25 protein-coding genes are annotated in these 25,468 nt (G+C 70.7%); 8 read left to right on the top strand and 17 right to left on the bottom strand.

Going from position 1 to position 25,468, the window contains the following annotated elements; translation table 11 throughout:
• Positions 1-138 precede the first annotated feature (138 nt).
• Together AC1PK7_RS01070 and AC1PK7_RS01065 are read left to right on the top strand one after the other, a co-directional pair.
• On the top strand, positions 139-615 hold the full coding sequence (locus tag AC1PK7_RS01070) for a TetR/AcrR family transcriptional regulator (protein WP_481099574.1): 477 nt from the start codon (positions 139-141) through the stop codon (positions 613-615).
• A 242-nt stretch (positions 616-857) separates the two neighbouring features.
• On the top strand, positions 858-1,430 hold the full coding sequence (locus tag AC1PK7_RS01065; protein ID WP_010340063.1) for an OmpO family porin: 573 nt from the start codon (positions 858-860) through the stop codon (positions 1,428-1,430).
• Positions 1,431-1,606: 176 nt separating this feature from the next.
• On the opposite strand, the gene AC1PK7_RS01060 is transcribed toward AC1PK7_RS01065, so the two are convergent.
• From AC1PK7_RS01060 to AC1PK7_RS01040, 5 genes are all read right to left on the bottom strand, one after another.
• On the bottom strand, positions 1,607-2,632 hold the full coding sequence (locus tag AC1PK7_RS01060) for an NAD(P)H-dependent glycerol-3-phosphate dehydrogenase (RefSeq protein WP_017912148.1): 1,026 nt from the start codon (positions 2,630-2,632) through the stop codon (positions 1,607-1,609).
• 18 nt (positions 2,633-2,650) lie between these two features.
• Positions 2,651-3,169 carry a protein-export chaperone SecB gene (secB, locus tag AC1PK7_RS01055; RefSeq protein WP_010340061.1) on the bottom strand — a complete coding sequence of 173 codons (519 nt, stop codon included), beginning with the start codon at positions 3,167-3,169 and terminating at the stop codon, positions 2,651-2,653.
• An 88-nt stretch (positions 3,170-3,257) separates the two neighbouring features.
• Positions 3,258-3,692 (bottom strand): rhodanese-like domain-containing protein, encoded by a 435-nt coding sequence (locus AC1PK7_RS01050; RefSeq protein ID WP_420008541.1) that lies wholly within the window; start codon positions 3,690-3,692, stop codon positions 3,258-3,260.
• Positions 3,693-3,745: 53 nt separating this feature from the next.
• Complete coding sequence (locus AC1PK7_RS01045) at positions 3,746-4,165, bottom strand: hypothetical protein (protein ID WP_481099573.1); 420 nt, start codon at positions 4,163-4,165, stop codon at positions 3,746-3,748.
• A 45-nt stretch (positions 4,166-4,210) separates the two neighbouring features.
• A complete protein-coding gene (locus AC1PK7_RS01040) occupies positions 4,211-4,681 on the bottom strand; it encodes a YiiD C-terminal domain-containing protein (protein WP_481099572.1) in 471 nt (156 codons plus the stop codon).
• Positions 4,682-4,723: 42 nt separating this feature from the next.
• Between AC1PK7_RS01040 and AC1PK7_RS01035 the strand changes: the two genes are divergently transcribed.
• The 3 genes from AC1PK7_RS01035 to AC1PK7_RS01025 all read left to right on the top strand — a co-directional run bounded on the left by AC1PK7_RS01035 (position 4,724) and on the right by AC1PK7_RS01025 (position 7,855).
• Positions 4,724-5,497 (top strand): uroporphyrinogen-III synthase, encoded by a 774-nt coding sequence (locus AC1PK7_RS01035; protein ID WP_481099571.1) that lies wholly within the window; start codon positions 4,724-4,726, stop codon positions 5,495-5,497.
• A gap of 112 nt (positions 5,498-5,609) precedes the next feature.
• Positions 5,610-6,590, top strand: a complete 981-nt coding sequence (locus AC1PK7_RS01030) for a uroporphyrinogen-III C-methyltransferase (RefSeq protein WP_481099570.1) — start codon at positions 5,610-5,612, stop codon at positions 6,588-6,590.
• Complete coding sequence (locus AC1PK7_RS01025; protein WP_481099569.1) at positions 6,587-7,855, top strand: heme biosynthesis HemY N-terminal domain-containing protein; 1,269 nt, start codon at positions 6,587-6,589, stop codon at positions 7,853-7,855. Before AC1PK7_RS01030 ends, AC1PK7_RS01025 begins: the two co-directional genes overlap by 4 nt.
• A gap of 317 nt (positions 7,856-8,172) precedes the next feature.
• On the opposite strand, the gene AC1PK7_RS01020 is transcribed toward AC1PK7_RS01025, so the two are convergent.
• On the bottom strand, positions 8,173-8,742 hold the full coding sequence (locus tag AC1PK7_RS01020) for a hypothetical protein (protein WP_481099568.1): 570 nt from the start codon (positions 8,740-8,742) through the stop codon (positions 8,173-8,175).
• A gap of 157 nt (positions 8,743-8,899) precedes the next feature.
• Positions 8,900-10,180: an acetyl-CoA C-acetyltransferase gene (locus tag AC1PK7_RS01015; protein ID WP_026143786.1), complete on the bottom strand. Its 1,281-nt coding sequence runs from the start codon at positions 10,178-10,180 to the stop codon at positions 8,900-8,902.
• A 105-nt stretch (positions 10,181-10,285) separates the two neighbouring features.
• Here AC1PK7_RS01015 and AC1PK7_RS01010 point away from each other — a divergent pair, with 105 nt between their 5' ends.
• Together AC1PK7_RS01010 and AC1PK7_RS01005 are read left to right on the top strand one after the other, a co-directional pair.
• The gene (locus tag AC1PK7_RS01010; protein ID WP_481099567.1) at positions 10,286-11,173 is read left to right on the top strand and encodes a hypothetical protein; all 888 of its coding nucleotides are present in this window, start codon (positions 10,286-10,288) and stop codon (positions 11,171-11,173) included.
• Positions 11,174-11,384: 211 nt separating this feature from the next.
• Entirely contained in the window at positions 11,385-11,951 is a 567-nt protein-coding gene (locus AC1PK7_RS01005) for an NADAR family protein (protein WP_481099566.1), read from the top strand.
• Positions 11,952-12,112: 161 nt separating this feature from the next.
• On the opposite strand, the gene AC1PK7_RS01000 is transcribed toward AC1PK7_RS01005, so the two are convergent.
• From AC1PK7_RS01000 to glnA, 7 genes are all read right to left on the bottom strand, one after another.
• A complete protein-coding gene (locus tag AC1PK7_RS01000) occupies positions 12,113-12,739 on the bottom strand; it encodes a superoxide dismutase family protein (RefSeq protein ID WP_481099565.1) in 627 nt (208 codons plus the stop codon).
• Between the two features lie 78 nt (positions 12,740-12,817).
• On the bottom strand, positions 12,818-13,399 hold the full coding sequence (locus AC1PK7_RS00995; protein ID WP_481099564.1) for a superoxide dismutase family protein: 582 nt from the start codon (positions 13,397-13,399) through the stop codon (positions 12,818-12,820).
• Between the two features lie 241 nt (positions 13,400-13,640).
• Positions 13,641-15,071 carry a nitrogen regulation protein NR(I) gene (ntrC, locus tag AC1PK7_RS00990; protein WP_481099563.1) on the bottom strand — a complete coding sequence of 477 codons (1,431 nt, stop codon included), beginning with the start codon at positions 15,069-15,071 and terminating at the stop codon, positions 13,641-13,643.
• Positions 15,072-15,081: 10 nt separating this feature from the next.
• Positions 15,082-16,119 (bottom strand): two-component system sensor histidine kinase NtrB, encoded by a 1,038-nt coding sequence (locus AC1PK7_RS00985; RefSeq protein ID WP_481099562.1) that lies wholly within the window; start codon positions 16,117-16,119, stop codon positions 15,082-15,084.
• A gap of 328 nt (positions 16,120-16,447) precedes the next feature.
• The gene (gene amt / locus AC1PK7_RS00980; protein WP_481099561.1) at positions 16,448-17,887 is read right to left on the bottom strand and encodes an ammonium transporter; all 1,440 of its coding nucleotides are present in this window, start codon (positions 17,885-17,887) and stop codon (positions 16,448-16,450) included.
• Between the two features lie 19 nt (positions 17,888-17,906).
• Positions 17,907-18,245, bottom strand: a complete 339-nt coding sequence (locus AC1PK7_RS00975) for a P-II family nitrogen regulator (protein ID WP_010341076.1) — start codon at positions 18,243-18,245, stop codon at positions 17,907-17,909.
• 325 nt (positions 18,246-18,570) lie between these two features.
• A complete protein-coding gene (gene glnA / locus AC1PK7_RS00970) occupies positions 18,571-19,980 on the bottom strand; it encodes a type I glutamate--ammonia ligase (RefSeq protein WP_017908900.1) in 1,410 nt (469 codons plus the stop codon).
• 226 nt (positions 19,981-20,206) lie between these two features.
• On the opposite strand from glnA, the gene AC1PK7_RS00965 reads away from it, so the two are divergent.
• The gene (locus AC1PK7_RS00965) at positions 20,207-20,998 is read left to right on the top strand and encodes an undecaprenyl-diphosphate phosphatase (RefSeq protein WP_010341074.1); all 792 of its coding nucleotides are present in this window, start codon (positions 20,207-20,209) and stop codon (positions 20,996-20,998) included.
• Between the two features lie 381 nt (positions 20,999-21,379).
• Here AC1PK7_RS00965 and AC1PK7_RS00960 read toward each other — a convergent pair whose 3' ends face one another.
• From AC1PK7_RS00960 to AC1PK7_RS00950, 3 genes are all read right to left on the bottom strand, one after another.
• Positions 21,380-21,991: a YbhB/YbcL family Raf kinase inhibitor-like protein gene (locus AC1PK7_RS00960; protein WP_481099560.1), complete on the bottom strand. Its 612-nt coding sequence runs from the start codon at positions 21,989-21,991 to the stop codon at positions 21,380-21,382.
• A gap of 20 nt (positions 21,992-22,011) precedes the next feature.
• Positions 22,012-24,087 carry a tetratricopeptide repeat protein gene (locus AC1PK7_RS00955; protein ID WP_481099559.1) on the bottom strand — a complete coding sequence of 692 codons (2,076 nt, stop codon included), beginning with the start codon at positions 24,085-24,087 and terminating at the stop codon, positions 22,012-22,014.
• Positions 24,088-24,441: 354 nt separating this feature from the next.
• Positions 24,442-25,434: a YheT family hydrolase gene (locus tag AC1PK7_RS00950; protein WP_010340927.1), complete on the bottom strand. Its 993-nt coding sequence runs from the start codon at positions 25,432-25,434 to the stop codon at positions 24,442-24,444.
• Positions 25,435-25,468 lie beyond the last annotated feature (34 nt).

The raw sequence follows: 25,468 nt of genomic DNA, 5'->3' as shown, positions 1-25,468 counted from the left end.
ACATCCGTACCAATTGAGGCGTCAACCGCGACCTGCGATCATCGGCCTTGGTCGAGACAGCGTTGGACAGGCATGAGCGGCAGGACCTGGCGCCAGGATCCGCATCGGAAGGAAGCGATCGAGCAGGCCGCGCTGCGGGTGATCCTGGACCACGGCGTCGCCGGCACCACCTTCCGCAAGGTGGCTGCGGAGGCCGGTGTTCCGCTGAGCGCCACCACCTATTACTTCGGTTCGATGCACGAGCTGCTGGTGGCGGCGTTCACCCGGTTTTCCCAGGAGGTGTCCACCGACTTCGCCGCCGAAATCCGCGCCGCGCAGAACCACGCGCAGGCCTTGGACGCGGTGGTGAACATCATCTTCGCCGAGGGAACGGCGTCGCCGCGAGTGCTGCTGCTGAGCTACGAACTGTATGCCTTCGCCCGCCGGCACCCGGCGCTGACCGCGATCATGCAGCAGTGGATGGCCAGGAGCCGGGCCGCGCTGGAAACGCATTTCTCCATCGCCGCATCCGCCGCCATCGATGCCTTCATCGAAGGCGCGACGATCCACCGCTCGGTCGTGCCCATGGACAGGCAGCGCGTCCGCGCGGCGATCGAGACGCTCGCCGCGCTGTAGCGTGCCGACCGGGTGCGCTGGGCATCGCCACCTGTGCTGACGGTCCTGAAATTCCTGTTGCTGAAATGCAACGGCGCGCATCACAACAATGCGTCGCAAACGCCTGAACACGGCGTTTAATTTATGGACTAGTCAGTTCGGGATTCAGGGCGAGTTCGGGTCACTAACGGATAATTTACATATCGGCAGCGAACGGCCCCACGCCTCAGCGCCGACAAACCTAATAACGAAGGTACCCGATTATGAAGACCTCTCTGCTTGCTCTCGGCCTCCTGGCCACCCTGCCGTTCGCCGCTTCGGCTGCCGAAGGCCTTTCCTACAACTATGTCGAGGGCGGCTACGTCAAGACCGACGCCAGCGGCGGCGATGCCGACGGCTGGGCTGTCAAGGGTTCCTACGCGTTCCACCCGAACTTCAGCGTGTTCGGCGACTTCAACCGCCAGAAGACCGACTTCGGCGACGTGCGCGTCGACCAGTGGCGCATCGGCGCCGGTTACAACCACGAGATCGCGACCAGCACCGACCTGGTGACCCGCGTGGCCTACAACCGTTTCGACCCGGAATACGGCACCAAGTTCAACGGCTGGAGCGCCGAAGCGGGTATCCGCACCGCGTTCAACCCGTACCTGGAAGTCTATGCGCTGGGCGGCTACGAGGACTACGCGAAGAAGGACGGCATCAATCCGGAAGGCCAGTTCTACGGCCGTCTGGGCGCGCAGGCCAAGCTGAACCAGAACTGGGGCCTGAGCGCCGACCTGAAGATGGACCGCCACGGCGACAAGGAATGGTTCGTCGGCCCGCGCTTCAGCTGGTAAGCGTTGCCTAGCACTGCGCGCGTCGTTCTCTCCCGCCGCGCGCGGTTCGGAAAGCCCGGTCCCACGACCGGGCTTTTTTTTGCCTGTCGATCCGGCCATGGTCGATGACACGCCGACGCGCGGACACGAAAACGCCCGGCCAGGCCGGGCGTTTTCGTGTCCGGCAACGGGCCGGATCAACTGAACAGCGTGGTCGGGTACTCGGGCTTCTGCTCGCGCGCCAGCAACTGTTGCAGTCCCACCGCCGGGGTCAGTTCGCCGTGCAGGACCGCACGCACCGCGTTGGAGATCGGCAGGTCGATGCCGTGGCGCTCGGCCTGGCGCATCACCTCGTCGGCGGTCTGCACCGACTCGACCACCTGGCCGATCGCGCGCACCGCTTCCTGCAGCGGCTGCCCGCGACCCAGCGCCAGACCCAGCCGGCGGTTGCGCGACAGGTCGCCGGTACAGGTGAGCACCAGGTCGCCGAGCCCGGCCAGGCCCATCAGGGTTTCCGGCTTGGCGCCGATCGCCGCGGCCAGCCGCAGCATCTCGTTGAGGCCGCGGGTGATCAGGCCGGCGCGGGCGTTGAGGCCCAGCTCCATGCCGTCGGCCACGCCGGTGGCCACTGCCAGCACGTTCTTCATCGCCCCGCCCAGCTCGGCGCCGACCATGTCGTCGCCGGTATAGGCGCGGAAGGTCGGGCCGTGCATGGCGTCGGCGACCTGCTGCGCGAACGCGGCATCGCCGTGCACGGTCACCGCAGTCGGCAGGTCCAGGGCCACTTCCTTGGCGAAGGACGGGCCGGTGACCACCGCCAGCGGGACGTCCTCGCCGAGGATCTCCTGCGCCACCTCGTGCAGGAACCGCCCGGACCCGGGCTCGAAGCCCTTGGTCGCCCAGGCCACGCCGGCCTGCGCCGGGCGCAGCGGCGCCAGTTGCTGCAGGGTATCGGTGAACGCATGCGACGGCACCACCACCAGGATCCAGTCGGCGCCGTCGATGGCCGCCGCCAGGTCGGTGGTGGCCTGCAGGCCCTCCGGCAGCGCGATTCCCGGCAAATAGCGCGGGTTTTCGTGGCGCTGCCCGATGGCCTCGGCGACCACGGCGTCGCGACCCCACAGCACGGTCGGATACCCGTGCCGTGCGGTCAGCGACGCCAGCGCCGTGCCCCAGGAGCCGGCGCCGAGGACGGCGATCTTCTTCTTGGCGTTATCGCGCATGCGCAACGGCGAACGCGCTCAGGCGTTGCCGGCCGGCTCCGAATCGGCCAGCGACTGGCCCTCGCCCTGCTGCGCGCGCTGGCGCAGGGTCTCGGCGTACAGGGCCTCGAAGTTGATCGGCTGCAGGAAGAACGGCGGGAAGCCGCCGGCCTGGATCAGGTCGCTGACCAGCGAACGCACGTACGGGAACAGGATGCTCGGGCACTGGGTGCCGAGCAGCACGTCCACCGCCTGCGGGTCCAGGCCGACCAGGCCGAACACGCCGGCCTGCTGCACTTCGGCGACGTAGGCGGTCTTGCCGCCGGCGTTGCAGGTCAGGGTCACGGCCAGCACGACTTCGAAGGCCTGCTCGTTCAGCTGCTGCACGCGCTGGTTGAGGTTGAGCTGCAGTTCCGGCTGCGCGTTGTCGTTGAACACCGACGGCGCGTTGGGGGACTCGAAGGACACGTCCTTGACGTAGATCTTCTCGATGGTGAAGGCGGGACCGGCCGCGGCGTCGGCCGGCGCCGCGGCGCCGTTGTTGGTGAGGTCGGACATTGCTTGACTCCGGTGGATTCGGTAACAGAAAGAAACGGGATTATCACACGCCGGCCGCGACCCTCCAGGGCCGGCCGGACGGGGTGTCTCAGCGGCCCTTGACCAGCGGCAGCTCGGCCTGCTGCCAGGCGGCGATGCCGCCCTCCAGCACGAAGACCTGCTCGAAGCCGGCCTTCTTCAACTGCTTGGCGGCGCCGTCGGCGGTGGTGCCGGTGCGGCAGACCAGCACCACCGGCTGCGCCTTGGCGTTGGCCACCAGCTTGTGCTCGGGGCCGAACTGGCTGGCGGTGGCGTTGCGGCTGCCGGCGATGTGGCCCTTCTCGAAATCGGCCGAGGCCGACAGGTCGACCACCACCGCGTTGCCGGCGTTGATCAGGCGGGTCAGCTCGGCCGGCCGCAGGCTCTTGTAGCCACGGAACAGGCGCGCCACTTCGGTGACGATCAGGGCGATGGTGAGGCCCACCAGGGCCAGGGCCAGCATCGGGTTGCGGCCGGCGAAGGCCAGCAGTTCTTCGAAGTTCACGGGACTCAGGGGCGGGAAGCGGGCGCCGATTGTCGCACAGCTCGGCGACCGCGCTACTGGCCGTTCCACAGGTCCGGCAGGCCGTCCTGCAGCCACCAGGTCTTGGCCGCCGGGTCCCAGCGCCAACGCTCGCGGTAGCGGACGATGCGCTCGGCCTGGGTATTGCGGTTGATCACGCCCAGCTCGATCTCGCGCAGCGCCTCGCCGTCGCCGACCGCGGCGGCGCCGACCTTGTAGGAGGAGACCTGGATCTGCCGGTAGCGCTCTAATTGCAGGTCGGTCAGCGGATGCGCCTGGCGGTAGGTTGGATCCACCGCCTGCCAGGCGGTTTCGAACTCGCTCCAGCGCACCGCGGCGGCATAGGCGGTCTGCAGGTCGTCGAGCTTGCGCTGCTGCGCGCCGCTGCCGGCCGCGGCCGCACCGGTCCAGCCCAGCAGCAACAGCAGCGCGAGCGCGCGGAACATCGAAGGCATGGCAGCGTCCAGGTGGCGGCGCGCGGGATGCGCGATCCGCGCATCCTACCCCTTGGCGATGGCTACGAAGCGACCGCTCAAGGTCGCCGCCGCGGCCGCGCCAGGCGCACCGACCTGGGCCTGGATGCCGATGCGGGCGCGGCCGCGCTGGCGGAAGGTGTTCACGAACACGTCCCAGTCGCCCTCCGCGTCGGCAGCGGCCTGGGCATGCAGATCGGCGTACAGCGGCGACAGGTAGCGCACCTGGCTGTCGGCGACATAGACGTCGGCCTGCAGGCCGGCGCGGTGCAGTTCGCAGTTGACCAGCCCCCAGCCGGCCAGGGTCATCACCGATCCCAGGCTGCCGCCGAAGGCGTTGCCCTTGTCGTTGAGGTTGGCCGCCAGCGGTGCGACCAGCTGCAGGCGCTGCTCGGCATAGTCCTGCACGGCGACCTGCAGTGCCGCCACCGGCGGCATGGCCTGGAACTGCCGCTGCAACTGCTGCAGGAACGCCTCAAAGGAATGATCCGCTGCCATGGTGCGATTGTGCTGCCGGTGGGGGCTCGCATAATGCCTGGCATGAGCGCGCATGCAACCGCCGCCCCGGCCTGGACCCTGATCTCGCTGCGCCCGCAGGGCGAGCACGCGCCGCTGCGGCGCGCCGCGGCGCGCTGCGGCGGGCGGGTGCTGGCGGTGTCGCCATGGCGGCTGCAGCCGCGCGCCGATCCCGCCACCCGCGCGGCGCTGGCCGCGGCGCTGGATGCGCCGCGGGTCATCGTCAGCAGCCCGGCGGCGGTGCGCGCAGCCGCGGCGCTGCAGCCGCTGACCGCACGCCCCGGCCAGTGCTGGCTGGCGGTGGGCGCAGGCACGGCGCGCGCCTTGCGCGAACACGGCATCGCCGAGGTGGCGACGCCGACGCGCATGGACAGCGACGGGCTGCTGGCGCTGCCGGAGCTGGCTGCGCCCGAGATGCCGGTGGGCCTGGTCACCGCCCCCGGCGGGCGCGGCCTGATCGCCGCACACCTGCAGGCGCGCGGCACGCCGCTGCGGCGCGCCGACGTGTATGTCCGCGAACCGGTGCGGTTGCGCCCGGCCGACCTGGCCCGCCTGCGTGCGGCACCGCCCGGGGTGCTGGCCTTGAGCAGTGGCGAAGCGCTGCAACAGCTGCTGGCGCAGCTGCCCGAAGCGTTGGCGCAGGCCTGGCGCGCGCGTCCGGTGGTCGCGGCCAGCGCGCGCCTGGCGACCCTGGCCGCGGACCTTGGCTTCGTCGACGTGGCGCAGGCGGCCGGACCGATGCCGCAGCAATTGGTGGCCGCCGCGGTGGCGATCGTGACGCGTTCGCCACCTCGCTGAACGCGGGCCAGCGCCCGGGTTGCGGCCGCACTGCCGCTCACGCCATGCTCGGCGGTGCCGCGCCGACCCCCGCCTTGCTCGCGACGGGCGACGGCTCTCCAGGACGCTGCCGATGACCGACGAAATCCCGATCACGCCTCGCCGTTCCACACGCTGGATCTGGTTGCTGCTGGTATTCGCCACGCTTGCCGCGCTGGCGTTCGCCGGCTGGCGTGGCTGGGACTGGTGGCAGGCGCGCAGCGCGCGCGAACTGGCCCAGCAGTCGGACCTGCAGCAGCAACTGCAGGCCTTGCAGCAGGCCCAGGACAGCCTGCGCCGCGACCAGCGCGCCACTGCGCAGCGGCTGCAGGACGCGGCCAGCACCAACCGTGTGCTGCGCGACGAAATGCTCGGGCTGAGCCAGCGCAGCGCGCTGCTGGAGGCCAATGTCGCCAAGCTGGCCGACTCCAACCGCCACGGCGCGCAGGCACTGCGCCTGGACGAGGTCGAACTGCTGCTCAACCAGGGCCAGCAGCGCCTGCTGCTGACCGGCGACGCGGTCGGTGCGCGCCGCGCCTATGCACTGGCCAGCAGCGTGCTGGACGGTATCGACGATCCGCAATTCCTCAATCTGCGCCAGGCGCTGCTGCAGGAACGCACCGCGCTGGACGCACTGGGCGACGGGCCGCAGGCGCGCCTGGCGGCGCAGTTGGATGCCTTCGCCGCCAGCCTGGACAAGCTGCCGACGCAATTGCCGGAGAGTGCGCAGCAGCCGCTGTGGCAGCGCCTGCTGGCGCCGCTGGTGAAGATCCGCCCCTCGCAGGGCGGCGTCCTGGCCGCCGGCTCGGAACGCGTGGCCGCCCACGATGCGCTGCAGCTCGACCTGACTCTGGCGCGCGCGGCCCTGGAGCGCGGCGACACGCGCGGTTATCGCAGCGCGCTGGCCGGCGCCGGGCGCTGGCTGTCGCGGCTGTGGCCGGAGTCGCCGCAACTGCGCGAACGCCGCGCCGCGCTGCGCACCCTGGCCAATGCCGATCTGCGCCCGACCATTCCCGAACTCGGAACCACCCTGCAACAGTTGCGCGCGATGCGCGACGCAAGGAGCCCGTCATGAAATCCCTACGTTCCCTGATCGTGCTGTTGATCGTCATCGCGCTGGGCGTGATAGGTGCGCAATGGCTGGGGCAGGATCCGGTGCGCCAGTTGGGCGAGGTGATCGTGCGCGTCGGCGGCACCGACTACATCGCCTCGCTGCCGCAGGCCTCGTTGCTGCTGGTGATCGCGTTCCTGGCGCTGTGGCTGGTGTGGAACGTGCTGAGTTTTCCGTTCCGTGCCTGGGGCCGGCGCCGCCGCAAGCAGTCGCGCGCGCGCCTGCTCGACGGCCTGGCCGCCGCCCATGCCGGCCAGTGGACGCGGGCCGAGAAACAACTCAACGCCGCCGCGGAGGATCCCGAGGTCAGCGCCATCGCCATGATCGCCGCGGTGCGCGCGGCCGATGCGCGCGGCGACCGCGAGGCAACCGAGCGCCACCTGCGCCGCCTGGCCGAACGCGATGCCGCCGCGCATGCGCTGCTGCAGGCCGAACTGCACCTGGAGCAGCAGCGCCCGGTGGATGCGATCAACGCGCTGGACGTGGCCGCGGCACAGCCGCTGCCGCCGCGCGGGCTGCTGCTGCGCACCGAAGCACTGACCCGTATCGGCCGCGCCGGCGAGGCCTACGGCCAGCTCGGCGCGATCCGCCAGCAGCAGGCCTTGCCGCTGGAGGCGATCGCCACGCTGGAGACGCGGCTGGCCGCGGCGTCGCTGGACCAGGCGACCGATGCCAATGCCCTGGCCGAACGCTGGGAAAGCCTGCCCAAGTCGCTGCGCAGCGAGCCGGCGGTGGTCGCCGCCTATGCGGTGCGCGCGGCGGCACTGCGCTGGGACGATGCGGCGCTGCGCAGCCTGGAGCAGGCGCTGGACACGCGCTGGGACGAAGGCCTGGCCGCGCTGTACGGACGGCTGCCGGTGGAGAAATACGATTCGCGCCGCGCCAGCGCGCAGCGCTGGCTGCAGGCGCATCCGGACAGCCCGGCACTGCTGTTGACCCTGGCGCGCCTGGCCCGGCACCAGCAGCAGTGGCCGCAGGCGGAGGAATTCCTGCACCGTGCGCTGGCGCTCGGCGCCGGCGCCGAGGCCTGGGAGATCTTCGGCGACGGCTATGCCGACGCCGGCGACATGCTCGCGGCGCAGCGCTGCTACGCCAATGCACTGCGCGTGCAGCGTGGCGAGCCGGCCCAGCCGCTGCCGGAGCCGGTGGCGCCGGTATCCTCGATCGCGCCGGAGTCGGGCAGCACGGAGCATCGCGACGAGCACGGGTTCCCGCGGCTGGAGGGCTGAGTCCGATCGCTCCGTAGGAGCGGCTTCAGCCGCGACGGGGCATTCCTTGGGACGCCCCGTCGCGGCTGAAGCCGCTCCTACGGGATTCATCCCGGTGTTGTTGGAGATGGCCGAGCCTACAAGACCAGGCCGGGCACGCTGATCCGCGGCGAAAGCGCGTCATGGATGCTTCCGGACGCGGCAGCGCACGCGCATCGCTCGTGGGCCGATCAGCAAAGACCCCAGGAGCACAGCAGAACGCATGGGGCGCGTCGTGTGTTGAGGCCAGCCGCTCGCCGGTCATCGACTCCGAAGCTGGGCCGGCCGCGTCCGTCCACTCAGTGTCTCAGAGCCGACGGCAGCGCCGGCAGGCGCGCCAGGAACTCGGGTGCCAGGCCCTTGTAGCGCGCGTAACGCTCGTCCATGCGCCGCGGCACCAGGATGCGCGCGCCGAACATGCCCCAGATCAGCATGACCAGAAACACCGCGCCTCCCAGCCAGAACCCGCTCTCACCGCCGATGGCGAATCCCAGCAGGGGACCAACCAGGAAGGCACCCGCGATCAACAGGATGTAACGGTTGCGCCGACGCCGATGCTCCGCGCACATCCCGAGCACATGGCTGCTGCGCTTGCGAGCGACCAGCGCCGCGATCGCATAGACCAGGATGCTCACCAGGATCAGCGCGTACCAGCCCGGCGCGTGCCAGTAGAAGGTGCGCTTTTTGAGTTCGTCGTTGCGCAGCGCCGCCCCGCACTTCACGCAGTGCGGCGGAAACGGCGCATCGCGCAGGCACAGCAAATCCGTGCCATCGCGCCACAACGTTTCGCCCGGCAACGGCGGCGGCAGGCTGGACGGGCTGGCGACGCTTGGCGCCTGGTACGGATTGAAACTGCCCTGCTCGGTCATGGCCTGCGCCCCCTGCGCGCCGTGTCGCCCGCGTGGCGCAGGCGAATCGGCGGGCATGGTAGCGCGGATGCAGCGCGGTCAATGCCGGGGCGGCGCGGCAGGACCGAAGGCGGTGGCGCGGCGCGCGCCGGCACGCGAGCCCGCGCGCGGGTGACGCTCAGCGCTCGACGATCGCCACCACGCCCATGCCGCCGGCGGTGCAGATCGAGATCAGCGCGCGGCCACCGCCGCGTTCGACCAGTTGCTTGGCGACGGTGGCGACGATGCGTGCGCCGGTCGCGGCGAACGGATGGCCGGTGGCCAGCGACGAGCCCACCGGATTGATCTTGGCCGGATCGATCTGCCCCAGCGGCGCGTCCAGGCCGAGCCGGGTGCGGCAGTAGTCCTCGCTCTCCCACGCGCGCAGCGTGCACAGCACCTGTGCGGCGAAGGCCTCGTGGATCTCGTAGATGTCGAAGTCCTGCAGGCGCAGGCCATGGCGCTTGAGCATCTCCGGCACGGCCACGGTCGGCGCCATCAGCAGGCCTTCGCCGTGCACGAAATCCACCGCCGACACCTGCGCATCGCGCAGATAGGCCATCGGCACATGGCCATGCGCCTGCGCCCATTCTTCCGAGGCCAGCAGCACCGCGGCGGCGCCGTCGGTCAGCGGGGTCGAGTTGGCCGCGGTCAGGGTGCCGCGGCCGCTGACCTTGTCGAAGGCCGGCTTCAGCGTGGCCAGCTTCTCCAGCGAGGTATCCGCGCGCAGGATGTTGTCGCGCTCCACACCGCGGAACGGCGCGATCAGGTCGGCGAAGAAGCCGCGCTCGTAGGCGGCGGCCAGCTTGTGGTGCGAGGACACCGCCCAGGCGTCCTGCGAATCGCGCGAGATGTTCCACTGCTTGGCCATGTCCTCGCAGTGGTCGCCCATGCTCTTGCCGGTGCGTGGCTCGGCCACGCCCGGGAACTCGGGCTTGAGCTCGGCGAACTTGAAGCCGCGGGTCAGGGCGCGCAGCTTGTCGCCGGTGCTCTTGGCACGGTTGGCCGCCAGCAGCCGCGCGCGCAGCTTCTTGCCGTAGACGATCGGCACTTCGGAGGTGGTGTCCGAGCCGCCGCCGATGCCCGATTCAATCTGCCCCAGCGCGATCTTGTTGGCGACGGTGATGATGCTGTCCAGGCTGGTGCCGCAGGCGCGCTGCAGGGTGATGCCCGGGGTCAGCGGCGACAGTCCGGAGGACAGCGCCGCCTCGCGGCCCAGGTTCCAGTCGCTGGAATGCTTGATCACCGCGCCCATCGCCACTTCGCCCAGCTGCTGCCCGTGCAGCCCGTAACGCTCGACCAGCGCGCCCAGCGTGCGCACCGACATGCCGAGGTTCCCGACATCCGCATACGCCGTGTTCTGCCGGCAAAACGGAATGCGGACGCCGCCGAGAATGGCGACGGGACGGGCTGCTGGCATGGGATTACCTCGCGCGAGGGGAGTCGGGGACATGGCCTGCACGGTAGCGCAGGCATAATGAAGCGAGTGTAGCTATGCGCCCGCGACGGGCCAACCGCCAATCCCATGACCCAAGCCTCCGCCAACCGCCACGCCCACGGGGTGATCGCCCTCGAACTGTCCTCCGGGCGCGAACCGGCGCATCCGGCGCTGCCGCATGCGCAGGCCGCCGAACTGGCCGAGAAGGTCGGCCGCGACCTGGCGCAACTGGTGCCGGCGGTGCGCGAACTGGAACTGAGCCTGGCCGGCGCGCATTTCGATCCGGCCGAAGCCCTGCGTCCGGGCTGGCCGCTGCACCGGCGCCTGGAGGAACTCGCCGCCCGCGCGCCCGGCCGCACCGAAGGCCCGCGGTTGCTGGCCTTTGGCACCGATGCCGACGGCAGCGTGCCGCTGCCGTTCCAGGCCGACCCCGGCCTGCGCGGCGGCGCGTTGCGGGTGGTGCCGTTCCTGCTCAGCGGCCCAGCCGACACCGTGCAGGCCGTGGCCGAAGCGCTGGAGGACGTGTTGCTGGCACAGGGCATGGCGCAAGCGGACACCGCGCTGCTGGCACAGCAGGGCTTCGGCGCGCAGATCGAGCACGCCCGCTACCTGACCGGCAACGACCTAGCGGCGATGATGTCGATGCAGTACGACAACCAGGGCCTGGCGCCGCTGTGGCCGCTGATCGAGACCGCGCTGCTGGCGCCGGACCAGGAAGAATGGCTGCAGTCCCCGCCCGAGCCGCTGCTGCGCTACCGCGAAGGCGAGGTGCGCATGGCGCTGTTCGACCCGGCCAGCTGGTGCGCGCACTACGCCTACGACCGCCAGGACTGCGAACGCCTGCAGCGGGTCTACGAGCAGTACCTGGCGCGCCAGCGGCAACTGGCCGCGGTGCTGGAGGCCCACGGCTTGCCGGTGCTGTACGTGCATTGCGAGAGCGGGCAGGACGCCAAGCAGGCATTGCTGGCGGCCTGAGCTGCGTCGGCACCTCCGGTGGCGTGTCACCGCCCGACCGGAGCAAGCGGGCCAGCGATAACCTCCCGGCAGACGCCCGTTGCAGAGAGAACGCGATGCCGGGTGACGCGGCAACAGGCGGCCGCAACGGGGTGTCGCAGCATCCGCACACTGTCCAGGCACCGCGGGGTTGCAGCGGCGCAGACAAGCTTGATTTCCAGCGGGGACATCCATGCACACCGTATTGACCGTGGAAGCGCTGTGCGCACGTCAGCAGGCGGGCGAACCCCTCAAGTTCGTACACTTCTGGGGGCATACGCCGAAACAGCCCGGCGCCATCGACCGCAGTTGTTTCAGCCAATGGTTCGAGGCGCCCTTCGTGCTCGATTCGGTGACCTACCCCACCGCCGAGCATTACATGATGGCCGGCAAGGCGCGGCTATTCGGCGATCACGCCGCCTGTGCCCGCATTCTGGCCGCAGCGCACCCGGGCGAGGTCAAGGCGATCGGGCGGGAGATCCAGGGTTTCGATGAATCCACTTGGCGCGACGCCCGCATGCAGTTGGTCATCGCGGGCAACCTGGGCAAATTCGGGCAGCATGCAGCACTGAAAACCTTCCTGCTCGGAACCGGCGACAGGGTGCTGGTCGAAGCCAGTCCGGTCGACCGGATCTGGGGCATCGGCCTGGCGGCAGACGACCCGCGCGCGACCGATCCCACGACGTGGCAGGGCGAGAACCTGCTGGGCTTCGCCCTGATGGAGGTCCGCCGGCAACTGGCGGAAGCGCATCACCACTGACCGCGACACACGCCGCTGCTCTGCGGCGTCCAGCCGCGACTTGGCGCGATCAAGTCGCTTGCCGGATATCAGCGCCGATCAGGCACGTCCACATCCAGGAAGCGGAAGACGGCGGCGCCCGCAACGCGGACGCCGCCATGGGAACGCCATCCAGCGCGCGCTTACTGCGCCGGCGCGGCCGCCGCGTCGCCCTTGATCACGCCGCAGGCCAGGCGGCCGCCGGCATTGCCGGTGGGCTGGCTCTTGTAGTCGTCGGGGTCGGCGTGGACGATCACCGCGTGGTTGAGGATGTCGAAGCCGTCGCCCTTGCCGATGTTGACGTTGTTGGACACCGCCGCATCGATGGTCGCCTTACCCTCGGCGTCGGCCTTGAGGTTGGGCATGTCGCCGCCGTGGTGCGGATCGCTGCCGACCTGGCCGTGCTCGGTCTTGGCCGGGTTGAAGTGGCCGCCGGCGCTGCTGCCGTCGGGTGCGCTGCAATCGCCGAACTCGTGGATGTGGAAGCCGTGCTCGCTGTTGGGCTTGAGCCCGGTGATGGTGCCGGTGACGTGCACCGCGCCGTCGATGGTGGTGAACTTGACCTCGCCGGCCACTTCGTTGCCCTGGGTCGGGCTGAGCGCCGCGCTGGCGCTGCCGGTGGCGTTAGCGGCTGCCGGCGGCGCGCTCGCGGCCGGGGCGGCGGCAGGTTCGGGGGTCGCCGCCGGCGTGGCGGCGGGTTCTTCGCGCTTGCAGGCGCTCAGCGCCAGGGTGGTGGCCAGGAACAGCAGACTGGGAAGGGTACGACGCATGGGGTTCTCCTTCGTTGCAGAGCCGCGGAATGCGGACGGACCTCCCAGGCGGACCCGGGCGGAAGTAGCGATGCGAGGTCAGCGCAGCGGACGGATCACGCCGCACGCCACGCGCGCGCCGGCGTTGCCGGCCGGCTGGCTGCGGTAGTCGTCCGGGTCGGCATGCGCGACCAGCGCGCGGCCGACGATGTCGTTGGCCGCACCGCCGCCGAGCACCACGCCGTGCAGCAGCACGTCGATCTGCGCGGTGCCGTCGGCATTGGCGTTGAGATTGTCCATGTCGCCGGCGTGGTGCGGACCGTTGCCGGCGCGGCCATGTGGCGCGCCGAGCGGATTGAAATGGCCGCCGGCGCTGCTGGCGTCGGCCGCGCTGCAATCGCCGCGCTCGTGCACATGGAAGGCGAAGCTGCGGTTGGGCTGCAGACCGCCGAGCGTGCCGGTGATGCGCACGCCGCCGGGCGCGGCGACCAGGGACAGCTTGCCGCTGACCAGGCTGCCGGAGGCCGGCGCCAGCACGGCCTGCGCCTGCTGCACGGTGCCGGCGCTGGCCAGCGGCGGGGCCTTGGGCGGCGGCGGTGGCGGCGGGGCCTTGGGCGGCGCGCTGCTGCACGCGGCCAGCATCAACAAGGCACTCGCGGCGAGGGGCAATCCATAACGCATCGACATCGACTCCTGTGGCAGGGCGAAACTAGAGGGGCAGCCGTGCAGACCTCATGAAGGCGCACGGCGTGCAGTCTAGTCGGGCGGGATTGGGGATTGGGGATTCGCAGGAGCGTAGCGCCACGCGGTTCGGCGCGATGGCCCGTGCACCATGCCGCAGCACGCGCCGCATGCAGCGGGCGACACCCGCCCGGACGTGGGGCCTCGCCGTTGCGAATCCCCAATCCCCAATCCCCGCCCCTCAGCGCCGCCGCCGCCCGGGCCCCAGCTTGCGGGTGACGGTGTTGCGGCCCACGCCCAGGCGGGCGGCGGCTTCGGCGCGGCGGCCCTGGGTAAAGCGCAGCGCCACTTCCAGCAGCGCCTTGTCGAAGCGTTCGCGGGCCTCGGCATGCAGGCCCTCGGCGCCGTCGGACAGGCGCTGCTGCGCCCAGGCCGACAGTTGCGTGTCCCACTCGCCGCCGTCGCCGCTGCGCTCGCGGCGGCCGCCACGCAACAGGGCGGCCTCGACATCGCCGGCATCGATGATTTCCGCTGGCGCCAGCGCGGCCAGGCGCCAGCACACGTTCTCCAGTTCGCGCACGTTGCCCGGCCAGGGATAGGCGCGCAAGGCGTCCAGCGCCGCCGGCGCCAGCCGCTTGGCCGGGGTGTCGAGCTTGCGCGCGGCCATCGCCAGGAAGTTCTCGGCCAGCTGCGGCACGTCGGCGCGGCGCTCGCGCAGCGGCGGCAACTGCAGCCGCACCACGTCCAGGCGGTGCAACAGGTCGGCGCGGAAGCGGCCCTGTTCGACCAGCGCTTCCAAGTCCTGGTGGGTAGCGGCGATCACCCGCACGTCGACGCGGATCAGTTCACGGCCGCCGACGCGGAAGAATTCGTTCTCGGCCAGCACGCGCAGCAGTCGGGTCTGCAGCGGCAGCGGCATGTCGCCGATCTCGTCGAGGAACAGGGTGCCGCCGTCGGCCTGCTCGAAGCGGCCGATGTGGCGGCGCTGCGCGCCGGTGAAGGCGCCGGCCTCGTGGCCGAACAGTTCGCTCTCCAGCAGTTCGGCCGGGATCGCGGCGGTGTTGAGCGCCACGAACGGCTTGCGCGCGCGCGGCGACTCGGTGTGCAGCGCGTGCGCCACCAGTTCCTTGCCGGTGCCGGTCTCGCCGTTGATCAGCACCGACAGCGGCGCCTGCGCCAGCCGGCCGATGGCGCGGAACAGCGCGCGCATCGCCGGGGTGTCGCCGATCAGTTCGGTGCTGCCCTGCCCGGCCGGGGCCACTGCCGGTGCCGCGGCGATGGCGCTGCCGGGATCGGGCAGCGCGCGTGCGGCCAGCGCCACCGCATCGTCCAGGTCGAACGGCTTGGACAGGAACTCGTGGGCGCCGCCGCGGAACGCGCCGGCGGTGCTGGCCACGTCGGTGTAGGCCGACATCACGATCACCGGCAGTTGCGGGTGCGCGGCCTTGAGCTTGTCCAGCAGCACCAGACCGTCGTCGCCGGGCATGCGCACGTCGGTGAACAGCAGGTCGGGCATGGGCCGCTGCGCCAGCGCCTGCAGCGCGGCGGCGGCGCTGTCGAAGCCGTCGACGCTGTAGCCGGCGTCGCGCAGTGCGGTGGACAACACGAAACGCACCGAACGGTCGTCGTCGACCACCCAGATCCGTTGCGTTCCTTGCAGGGCGTCGGTCATCGCGGTGCTCCTAATCGGTGTCCGCTGCGCTCTGCGGCAGCAGCAGGGTGAACACGGTGTGGCCGGGGCGGGATCGGTAGGTCAGCGAGCCGGCATGCTCGCGCGCCACCTGCTGCGCCAGCGCCAGGCCCAGGCCGCTGCCTTCGGCACGGCCGCTGACCAGCGGCAGGAACAGGTGCTCGGCCAGTTCCTCAGGCACGCCGCGGCCGTCGTCGACGATCTCCAGGCGCAGGCCGCGCGCGTGCACGCGGTCGCGGATGCGCTGGCCGTGCTCGACGCGGGTGCGCAGGGTGACCTGCGCGGCGCCGGCCTGGATCGCGTTGCGCACCAGGTTCCACACCGCCTGGGTGAGGCGGTCGGCATCGCCGAGGAATTCGGGGATGCTGGGGTCGTAGTCGCGTTGCAGGCGCACCGACCAGCCGCCTTCGTTCTCGGCCAGGCGCAGCACCCGCTCCAGCACCGCGTGGATGTTGAGCATGGCGTGCGGGCGTGCCGGCGCCGGCGACAGCAACTGGTCGAGCAGGCTGTTGAGGCGCTCGATCTCCGCGCCGATCAGCTCGATCAGCTCGCGTTCGTCCTCGTCGCGGTGCTGGGCGCGCCGCGCCAACAGCTGGGCAGCGCCCTTGAGCCCGGCCAGCGGATTGCGCAGTTCGTGGGCCAGGCCCTTGAGCGCCGCGCTGAGCGCGTTCGGCAGGGCCTGCGCCGGGTCCGGCGTGGGAAATTCGTCGACCGGGTGCGCTTCCAGCAGCCAGCCGCCGTCGTCCAGCCGCGACAGCCACCCCTCGGCGAAGCGCGGGGGTTCGCCGGGCACGGCCAGGGCCATGCGGTGCAGGCGCAGCACGTCGCGCTCGTCGTTGCGCAGGAACCGGGCCAGCGCGTCGCCCTGCACTTCCAGCGAGGCCAGCGGCTGGTCGAGCAGGCGCCGCACGCTGACCCCGAGCCAGCGCGCGAAGGCGGGGTTGGCGCCGCGCAGGCGGCCGTCGGTATCGGCCCAGACCACCGGGGTGCCAAGGGCGGAAAGCGGGGGCGGCGTGGTATTCATGGCCATTGCACCAATGTAGTGCAAAGCCAGGCGGGCGGCACGGGCGAGCGGCGCATGGCGCGGCCCCTGCCCTTGCGGATGGCACGGCGCGCGGCCGCCTGCCAACCAGTGGGTGGTGCCACCCGGCCTTGCATCACGACGCAACCAGGAATCTTGCGGAAAGCCGGGGGTGTGGCGAGGCGAATGGCCACGCGGAATACCTCGATCTTTTGAGAATGGCCGGCGCTTCCCCCCAGGAAGCGCCGGCGAAGGCCGCGATCGCGTGGACCGGCCACCAGTGCCGGCCCCACGCACCGCGACAAGGCCCGCGACCGCCGTCGCGGGCCGGCGACGCTCAGGACTCGTAGGCCGATTCGCCATGCGAGGTGATGTCCAGCCCCTCGCGCTCGGCGTCTTCCGACACACGCAGGCCGATCACCAGCTTGGCGATCAGGAAGCCGACCACCGAGACCACGCCGATCCAGCCGACGGTGATCAGCACGCCTTCGGCCTGCACCAGCACCTGGTGGCCCATGGTCACGCCCTCGGCGTAGCCCATGCCGCCCAGCGCCTTGTCGGTGAACACGCCGGTGAGGATCGCACCGACGATGCCGCCGACGCCGTGCACGCCGAACACGTCCAGGGTGTCGTCGGCATTGAGCAGCTTCTTCAGCCCGGTCACGCCCCACACGCAGATCACGCCGGCGGCCACGCCGATGGCGATGGCACCGAACGGCCCCACGGTGCCGGCGGCCGGGGTGATGCCGACCAGGCCGGCGACCATGCCCGAGGCCACGCCCAGCGCCGAGGACTTGCCCTTGATCACCTTCTCCGTCAGCGACCAGGCCAGCACCGCCGCGGCGGTGGCCAGCAGGGTGTTGAGGAAGGCCAGTGCGGCGGTGGCGTTGGCTTCCAGCGCCGAGCCGGCGTTGAAGCCGAACCAGCCTACCCACAGCAGCGAGGCGCCGACGAAGGTCAGGGTCACGTTGTGCGGCTTCAGCGCGGTGTGGCCGAAGCCCAGGCGCTTGCCGACGAAGTACGAACCGACCAGACCGGCCACGCCGGCGTTGATGTGGACCACGGTGCCGCCGGCGAAGTCAAGCGCGCCCTTGCCGAACAGGAAGCCCGGGGCCGACCACACCATGTGCGCCAGCGGCAGGTAGCCGAAGGTGAACCAGATGACCACGAACAGCAGCACCGCGGCGAACTTCACCCGCTCGGCGAAGGCGCCGACGATCAGCGCACCGGTGATGCCGGCGAAGGTCAGCTGGAAGGCGACGAACACGTACTCCGGCAGCTTGAAGCCCTTGGAGAAGGTGTCGGCCAGCGTGGTGGTGTCGACGCCCGCCAGCAGCGCCTTGTGCAGCGTGCCGATGAACGGACCGCCGTCGGCGAATGCCAGGCTGTAGCCGTACACCACCCACAGCACCGCGATCAGCGAGAACACCACGCCGACCTGGATCAGCACCGACAGCACGTTCTTGGCGCGGACCATGCCGCCGTAGAACAGCGCCAGGCCGGGCACCACCATCAGCAGCACCAGCAGCGTGGAGGTGAGCATCCAGGCGACGTCGCCCTTGTCCACCACCGGCGCCGGCGTGGCTGCGGCCGGCGCGGCGGCCGGTGCCGGCGGCGGCGTCAGTTGTTCGGTGACCACGTCCGGCGTCGGCGCCGGGGTGGTTTCGGCCTGGGCGAACGCCTTGCCGGGAATGCCGACCGCCATCGCGCTGACCAGCATCAGCATGCATACCGCGTAGAACCGGGCCTTCCACCCGGCGAACAGACCTGTCTTCATGAAGGGCTCCAAGGTGGGGTTAGAGCGCATCGGCGCCGATTTCGCCGGTACGGATGCGGACGACCTGCTCGATGGCGGTGACGAAGATCTTGCCGTCGCCGATCTTGCCAGTGCCGGCCGCGCCCTGGATCGCCTCGACCACGGCATCCAGACGCTCGTCGGTCACCACGGTCTCGATCTTGATCTTGGGCAGGAAGTCGACGACGTACTCGGCACCGCGATACAACTCGGTGTGGCCCTTCTGCCGACCGAAGCCCTTGACCTCGGTGACGGTGATGCCGGACACCCCAGCCTGCGACAAGGCCTCGCGGACCTCGTCGAGCTTGAATGGCCGGATGATGGCGGTGATCAGTTTCATGCGCATACCCCGTTGGTGGAAGGAACCGGCCGCCGAAGGCCGACCGGCACTGGGCCCATCGACCGCGCCGCGAACGGCGCGGGTGCTGCTGCGCGATGCGTTCCGTGGATCACGCCGTGGCCCACCGCACCCAAAGTGCGGCGGCGACGGCGACGTGGGAGGGAACGTGGCCCACGGCACGCAAGCGCTCTGTTGCGCGGTCCATCCCCTGGACACTCGATGACGCGATGGTGGGCGCGGACCACCTGCACGGCTCCCCAGCCGGGCAGGTGGCGGCGATGGCGAAGGAGGGAGGGGAAGCCTTCGCCATCGCCGCGCGTGGAACTCAGTTGGCGTAGTAAAGCTGGTATTCCAGCGGGTGCGTGGCCGCGCGGAACTTGGTCACTTCCTGCATCTTCAGCGCGATGTAGCCATCGATGAAGTCGTCGGTGAACACGCCGCCGGCCTTGAGGAACTCGCGGTCGGCGTCCAGCGCTTCCAGCGCCTGGTCGAGGCTGGAGCACACCTGCGGGATCTGCTTCTCCTCTTCCGGCGGCAGGTCGTACAGGTCCTTGTCGCTGGGCGCGCCCGGGTCGATCTGGTTCTTGATGCCGTCCAGGCCGGCCATCATCAGTGCGGCGAAGGTCAGGTAGCCGGACTGCAGCGGATCCGGGAAGCGGATCTCGATGCGGCGCGCCTTCGGGTTGGACACCCACGGAATGCGGCACGAGGCCGAACGGTTGCGCGCCGAGTAGGCCAGCATCACCGGCGCCTCGAAGCCCGGGACCAGACGCTTGTAGCTGTTGGTGCCGGAGTTGGTGAAGGCGTTGATCGCCTTGGCGTGCTTGAAGATGCCGCCGATGTACCACAGCGCCATCTGCGACAGGCCGCCGTAGCCGTCGCCGGAGAACAGGTTGGTGCCGCCCTTGGCCAGCGACTGGTGCACGTGCATGCCCGAGCCGTTGTCGCCGACGATCGGCTTGGGCATGAAGGTCGCGGTCTTGCCGTTGCGGTAGGCGACGTTCTTGATGATGTACTTCATCATCATCAGCTCGTCGGCCTTCTTCACCAGCGAGTTGAACTTGGTGCCGATCTCGCACTGGCCGGCGGTGGCCACTTCGTGGTGGTGCACTTCGACTTCGATGCCGACCTGCTCCAGGGTCTTGCACATCTCGGCGCGCAGGTCCTGCAGCGAGTCGGTCGGCGGCACCGGGAAGTAGCCGCCCTTGACCGCCGGACGGTAGCCGCTGTTGCCGCCTTCGATCTTGCTGCCGCTGCTCCAGGCCGCCTCTTCCGAATCGATCTTGAAGAAGGTGTGGCCCATCTCGTTGCCGAAGCGCACGCCGTCGAAGATGAAGAATTCCGGCTCCGGGCCGAAGAACGCCTGGTCGGCGATGCCGCTGGACTTCAGGTAGGCCTCGGCGCGCTTGGCCACGCCGCGCGGGTCGCGGCCATAGCTCTGCATGGTGGCCGGATCGAGGATGTCGCAGGTCAGCACCAGGGTCGGATCGGCCATGAACGGATCGACGAAGGCGGTGTCGGCGTCGGGCAGCAGGACCATGTCCGACTCGTTGATGCCCTTCCAGCCGGCGATCGAGCTGCCGTCGAACATCTTGCCTTCCTCGAACAGCGCCGGCTCAATGATGCTGACCGGGAAGGTGACGTGCTGCTGCACGCCGCGCATGTCGACGAAGCGCAGGTCGACGAACTCGATCTTGTTGTCCTTGACCAGCTTCTCAATAGTTTCCGCAGACATTCGATGCAACCTCGGGTTGTGAAGGGCGTGGGCGAGTATCAGCAATCGCCATGCCAAGCGTGTGGCACTCACAAGCCCTTGATTCTGCTGAAGCGTGCACGCGAACGATGCAAATGCACTGCACTTTTGTGGTGCATTCACACCTGAACGCACCAAATTTGTGCGCATGGAGGATGCTCTATCCTTGCGCAGCTTCCCCTCCCCCAAAAACGCGACCCTCTCCTCCATGAGCGATCTGTTGTCGGCCCTGCTGCTGGGCATCATCGAAGGCCTGACCGAATTCCTGCCCATCTCCAGCACCGGGCACCTGTTGATCGCCGAGCGCTGGCTCGGCCACCGTTCCGACTTCTTCAACATCGTGATCCAGGCCGGCGCGATCCTGGCGACCACCCTGGTGTTCCGGCAGCGCCTGTGGGACCTGGCCACCGGCCTGGGCGACCGCGCCAACCGCGACTACGCATTCAAGCTGGGCGCGGCTTTCCTGGTCACCGCGGTGGTCGGCCTGGTGGTGCGCAAGGCCGGCTGGCAGTTGCCCGACAGCGTGCAACCGGTGGCGTGGGCGCTGGTGATCGGCGGCGTGTGGATGCTGGTGGCCGAGTACTTCGCCGCGCGCCTGCCCGAGCGCGAGACGGTGACCTGGACGGTGGCCATCGCGGTCGGCCTGGCCCAGGTGGTGGCCGGCGTGTTCCCCGGCACCTCGCGGTCGGCGGCGACGATCTTCCTGGCGATGCTGCTGGGCCTGAGCAAGCGCTCGGCCGCGGCCGAGTTCGCCTTCCTGGTCGGCATTCCGACCATGTTCGCGGCCAGCGCCTACTCGTTCCTGGAGCTGTACAAGGACGGCGGCCTGGGCAGCGAGAACTGGGGCGACGTGGCGCTGGCCTTCGTCGCCTCGATGGTCACCGGCTTCGTGGTGGTGAAGTGGCTGCTGGGCTACATCAAGTCGCACCGCTTCACCGCCTTCGCGGTGTACCGCATCGTGCTGGGCGCGGCGCTGCTGCTGTGGTTGCCGGCGGCGTGAGGGGTTGAGTGGGCGAGGCGCTGCGCGCTCCGTACCCTCACCCCAACCCCTCTCCCGGTGGGAGAGGGGCTTCGGCTCCTTCCTTCTCCCATCGGGACCACGGCCCCCTTTTCGGGGGAAGGTGCCCCGCAGGGGCGGATGAGGGTACGAGCGAAGCCTCGCAATGGCAGATCGGCGAGGCGCTGCGCGCCCCGACCCTCACCCCAACCCCTCTCCCGACGGGAGAGGGGCTCTGGCTCTTCCCTTCTCCCCCCGGGAGAAGGTGCCCCGCAGGGGCGGATGAGGGTGCGGGCGAAGCCTCGCAATGACAGGATTAGCGAGGCGCTTCGCGCCCCGACCCTCACCCCAACCCCTCTCCCGAGGGGAGAGGGACTTTGTGGCTTACTTCACCGCTGGGTTGAGGCTGTAGGTGCCGTGCAGGCTGGCTTCGGCCAGCACGTGGCCCTGCATGGCGCGCAAGGCATCGGCGGCGGTGAAGCGTGCCGGCACGTCCAGATGCGCCACATCCAGCGCGAACAGGCGGAAGAAGTAGCGGTGCACGCGCAGGTCGTTGGCCGGCGGATACGGGCCGTCGTAGCCGTGGTAGTCGCCGCCCATCGCCGCGTCGCCGGCGAACCAGTCGGTGTAGCTGTTCAGCCCCTGCCGCGCGCCATCCAGGCCGGGCGGTTGCTGCTTGCCCTTGGCCACCACGCCGTCGCTGGCGCTGCCCTCGGCGATCTCGCGCAGGGCGGCCGGCAGGTCCACTGCCACCCAATGCACGAATTCGGTGCGCGGTTGTTCGACCGGGATCTGCACGTCGTCGCGGCCGACCATCTCGGCCACGGTCGGCACGTCCGGATCGACGCACAGCAGCACGAAGGACTGGGTGCCGGCCGGCACCGCGTCCCAGGCCAGGTGGGGGTTGCGGTTGCCGCCGAAGCCGTCGCTCTGGCCCATCGCGTAGGTCGCGGCGATGGGCTGACCCGGCTGGATGCTGTCACTGCGAAGACGCATGCGTGAATCTCCTTGGGGAATCAGGTTTCAGGGTAGCCAAGGCGGACCGCGACCGGCGTCAGCAGCGCGAAGGCCGCGGACAGCGGGGCGGCGTAGGCGCGCCAGTGGCCGGCGACCAAGCGCGGCGGGCCGACCGTGGCGATGGTCGGGAACGCCACGCCGAACGCCTGCTCCAGCGCCGCCGCCACGCCGGCCGGATCGTGCTCGGTCCCGTCCAGGCGCACCAGGTGGTGCGGATACAGATCCTGCGCGTGCAGGTCGGCGACCTGCGCCAGCACCGCCGCCAGCCACTGCGCACCGGTCTCCGGCGAGGCCAGGCCCAGCGGCGCCGGGGCGCCATTGGCCAGCCAGTCCAGCAGCATGTCGCGCGGGTCGCGCAACACGATCAGCAGCCGCCCTTCCGGCAGGTGCGGGCGCAGCGCGCGCAGCAGCGCGTTGTCCCACCACAGCAGCCAGTCGACGATGTTGCCGTCGCCGACGCCGCGCGCCGGCAGTTGCGCGCGCCACTCGGCGACCAGCGCCGCACCGTCCAGGGCGCCGCTGTCCAGTTCCCCGACGCTGCGGAAACGCTGCAGGCCGTCGGTCGGCGGCTGCTGGCCGAAGCGGTCGCCGCGCAGCACCGGGCTGGCCGCGTCGATCACCGCGATCACCCGCTCCACGCCGCTGCCCGGGGGGCCCCAGACGAACAGCGGGCGGGCCTGGTTCTGCGGGTCGACAGTGCCCAGCGGCGGCCACTGCGCCGGGGCCTGGCCCAGCGGCGGCAGCGGCAGGCGGTGCGGCAACTGTTCCTCCTGGAAGGCCACCCAGGTCGCCAGTGCGTCTTCCGGGCGCCCGGCCGCATCCTGCACCGCCGCCAGCCAGGGCCGCACCACGGTGCGGTCGCGTTCGGGCATGCGCTGCATCAGGCCGTGCACGTGGGCAATGGCGGCATCGTGCTCGCCGCGCTCCAGCAGCGCCTCGACCAGGCGTTCCTCGCCGCTCAGCCGACCCGGTTCCAGCGCCACGATGCGCTGCGCCACGGCCTCGCCCTGGTCGCGCTCGCCAGCCATGTCGTGCACCCGCAGCTGCGCTTCCAGCGCCGGCACGTGCGCCGGCATCGCCGCCTGCCAGCGCGCGATCAGCGCCCGCGCCTCGGGGCCGCCCACCGGCTCCAGCGCCAGCCGCGCCAGCCACAGGTCGTGGGCGTCGGTGGTGGTGGCCAGCGCCGCTTCCAGGGTGGCGCGGGCGTCGTCGATCGTGCCCAGGCGCTGCCAGGCGATCAGCGCCGCGTGCAGGGTGCGGCGGTCGGCCGGGGCCACCGCCAGGGTGCGGCGCAGGTGGTCCAGTGCCTCGGCCGGGCGATCGGCCTGCAGGGCGTATTCGCCGGCCAGCCGGCGCATGTTGGCGGTGTCGCCGGCCGGATCGGCCAGCACCGTCTCCAGCGCGGTGATGGCGTCGTCCAGGCGGCCCTGGCGGTAGGCCAACTGCGCGACCAGCGCCATCATCGCCGCGCCGGTGCCCGGGGTGAGCGCGGCGACGCGGCGGAACGCGGTCTCGGCGAAGGCGAAGTGCTGCTTGTCCAGATAGGCGAAACCCAGCGCGTAGAGCAGGCGCGGATCGTCCGGCAGCGCGTTGCTGGCGCGCGCGAGCAGCGCCAGCGCGCGGTCGGCGTCGCCGCGGCGCAGCGCCAGCATGCCGTCCACGCCGAGCAGTTGCGGATGCTCCGGCTGCAGGCGCGCGGCGGTGCGGCTGAGCCGCTCCACTTCGTCCAGGTCACCGCGGCCCAGCGCCAGGTGCGCGCGCATCACGTAGGCGAGGAATTCGTTGGGATCCAGCGCGGCGGTCTGCGCCAGGGCGTCCTCGGCCTGGGCCAGGTCGTTGGCGCTGACCAGCATGCCGGCGTGCAGCAGGTGCAGGCTGGCGTCCTCCGGCGCCAGTGCGATCGCGCGGCCGATGCTGTCCAGGGCGGCGGCGGTCTCGCCGTGCTGCTGCTGCGCCAGCGCCAACCAGCGGAAGGCCTGCGGGTCGTCGGCGGCCTCGGCGGCCCAGGTCTGGGCGAGACGCAGCGCGTCGGCGGTGTCCTGGCGGCGCAGGGCGTCGAGAATGGGCTCGTGCATGGAGTTCCGGCTCGGGGCAAACCCGCATTGTAGCGGCAGCATCGGGCCGCCCTGGACTGGCGGCTGGGGCCAGTCGGCGGGCACGGCGGGCGGCGTCTGGCCTCGCTGGGAACGGCCGTGTCGCCACGCTACGGGTGGACTGAGGCGACGCGGCGGCGAGGTTTGCCGAACATGCCGGACTGCGCAGATAACCCGGTGCGCCGCGCAGCGCTACGTAGTGGCGGCGCTGGTGATGCGGGAACGGAGGAAGGGGCGCCGACGCGTGACGCATGCGGGAATTGCGGTGCGCGCCCACTCCGCTGACCGCCTGCCGGCGCGGGCGAAGTCGCCCGACGGCCTGCACGGCACCGCCCGTCAGGCCTCCACCAACCCCTCGGTCAGCCGTTCGGCCACCCAGCGTTCGGCGAAGCCGTCGCCGCGCGCGTTCTCGATGAAGCCGCAATGGCCGCCCCAACGGGCGATCTCCAGCCGGGCGATGTCGGGCAGGCGCCAGCTGCGGAAGTCGTCCAGCGGAATCACCGGATCGTCCTCGGCCATCAGGATGTCGGCCGGCACGCGCAGGCCGAGCAGGCGCTCGCCGGCGATGCAGTAGCTGTCGAAGTAGGCGTCCAGGCTGGCGAAGCCGGCGTGGCGCTCGGCCAGCCAGGCCATCAGCCCGCGCATGTCCAGCGCCAGGGTGGCGTCGTCGTAGCCGTGGCGGTCGGGGAACAGCTCGCGCTTGCGCAGCAGCGACTCGCGCCACTTGCGACGGAAGTACCAGTCGTAGAACTGCGGGCCGTTCTCGATCCGCTGCATGGTGGTGGCCGGGTCCAGCAGCGGGCACACCGCGGCCACGTGCTGCAGCGGCAGCCCCGCCGCCGGCGCGCGCAGCGCCAGGCGCAGGGCGAAATTGCCACCCAGCGAGTAGCCTGCCGCGAGCAGGGTCGGCGCCGGGAAGCGCCGCCACAGGTCGCAGGCGGCGTTGACCACCTCGTCCAGGCGTTCGGAGTGGAACAGGTCCACGTTGAGGTGGTGGGTGCCGCCGTGGTCGCGGAAGTTGAGCCGGAACACCTGGTAGCCCAGCGCCAGCATCTTCGCCGCGGTCAGGCGCATGTAGCTGGAGTCGGCGCTGCCTTCCCAGCCGTGCAGCAGCAGCACGGTGCCGCGCGGCGCTTCGCCGGCCGGCACGCTGAGCCAGCCCTGCAGGCGCACGCCGTCGCCGCCGTCGAGGATGTGCGAGGTAGTGGTGGCGCCGCTGGCGGCGAGCAACTGTTCGCCACGGCGCACGCGCAGCAGGCTGGAACCCAGTACCGATTGGACGTGCGGGTTGCGCAGCCAGCGTGGGGGGGAGTAATCGGTCGCGTTCATGGAGAGCGAGCTTGCGCCTGTCGACTGGAGTAAT

The sequence above is a fragment of the Xanthomonas sp. NCPPB 3174 genome (assembly GCF_056725205.1).
This window is presented reverse-complemented; position numbering and strand designations above follow the sequence as displayed.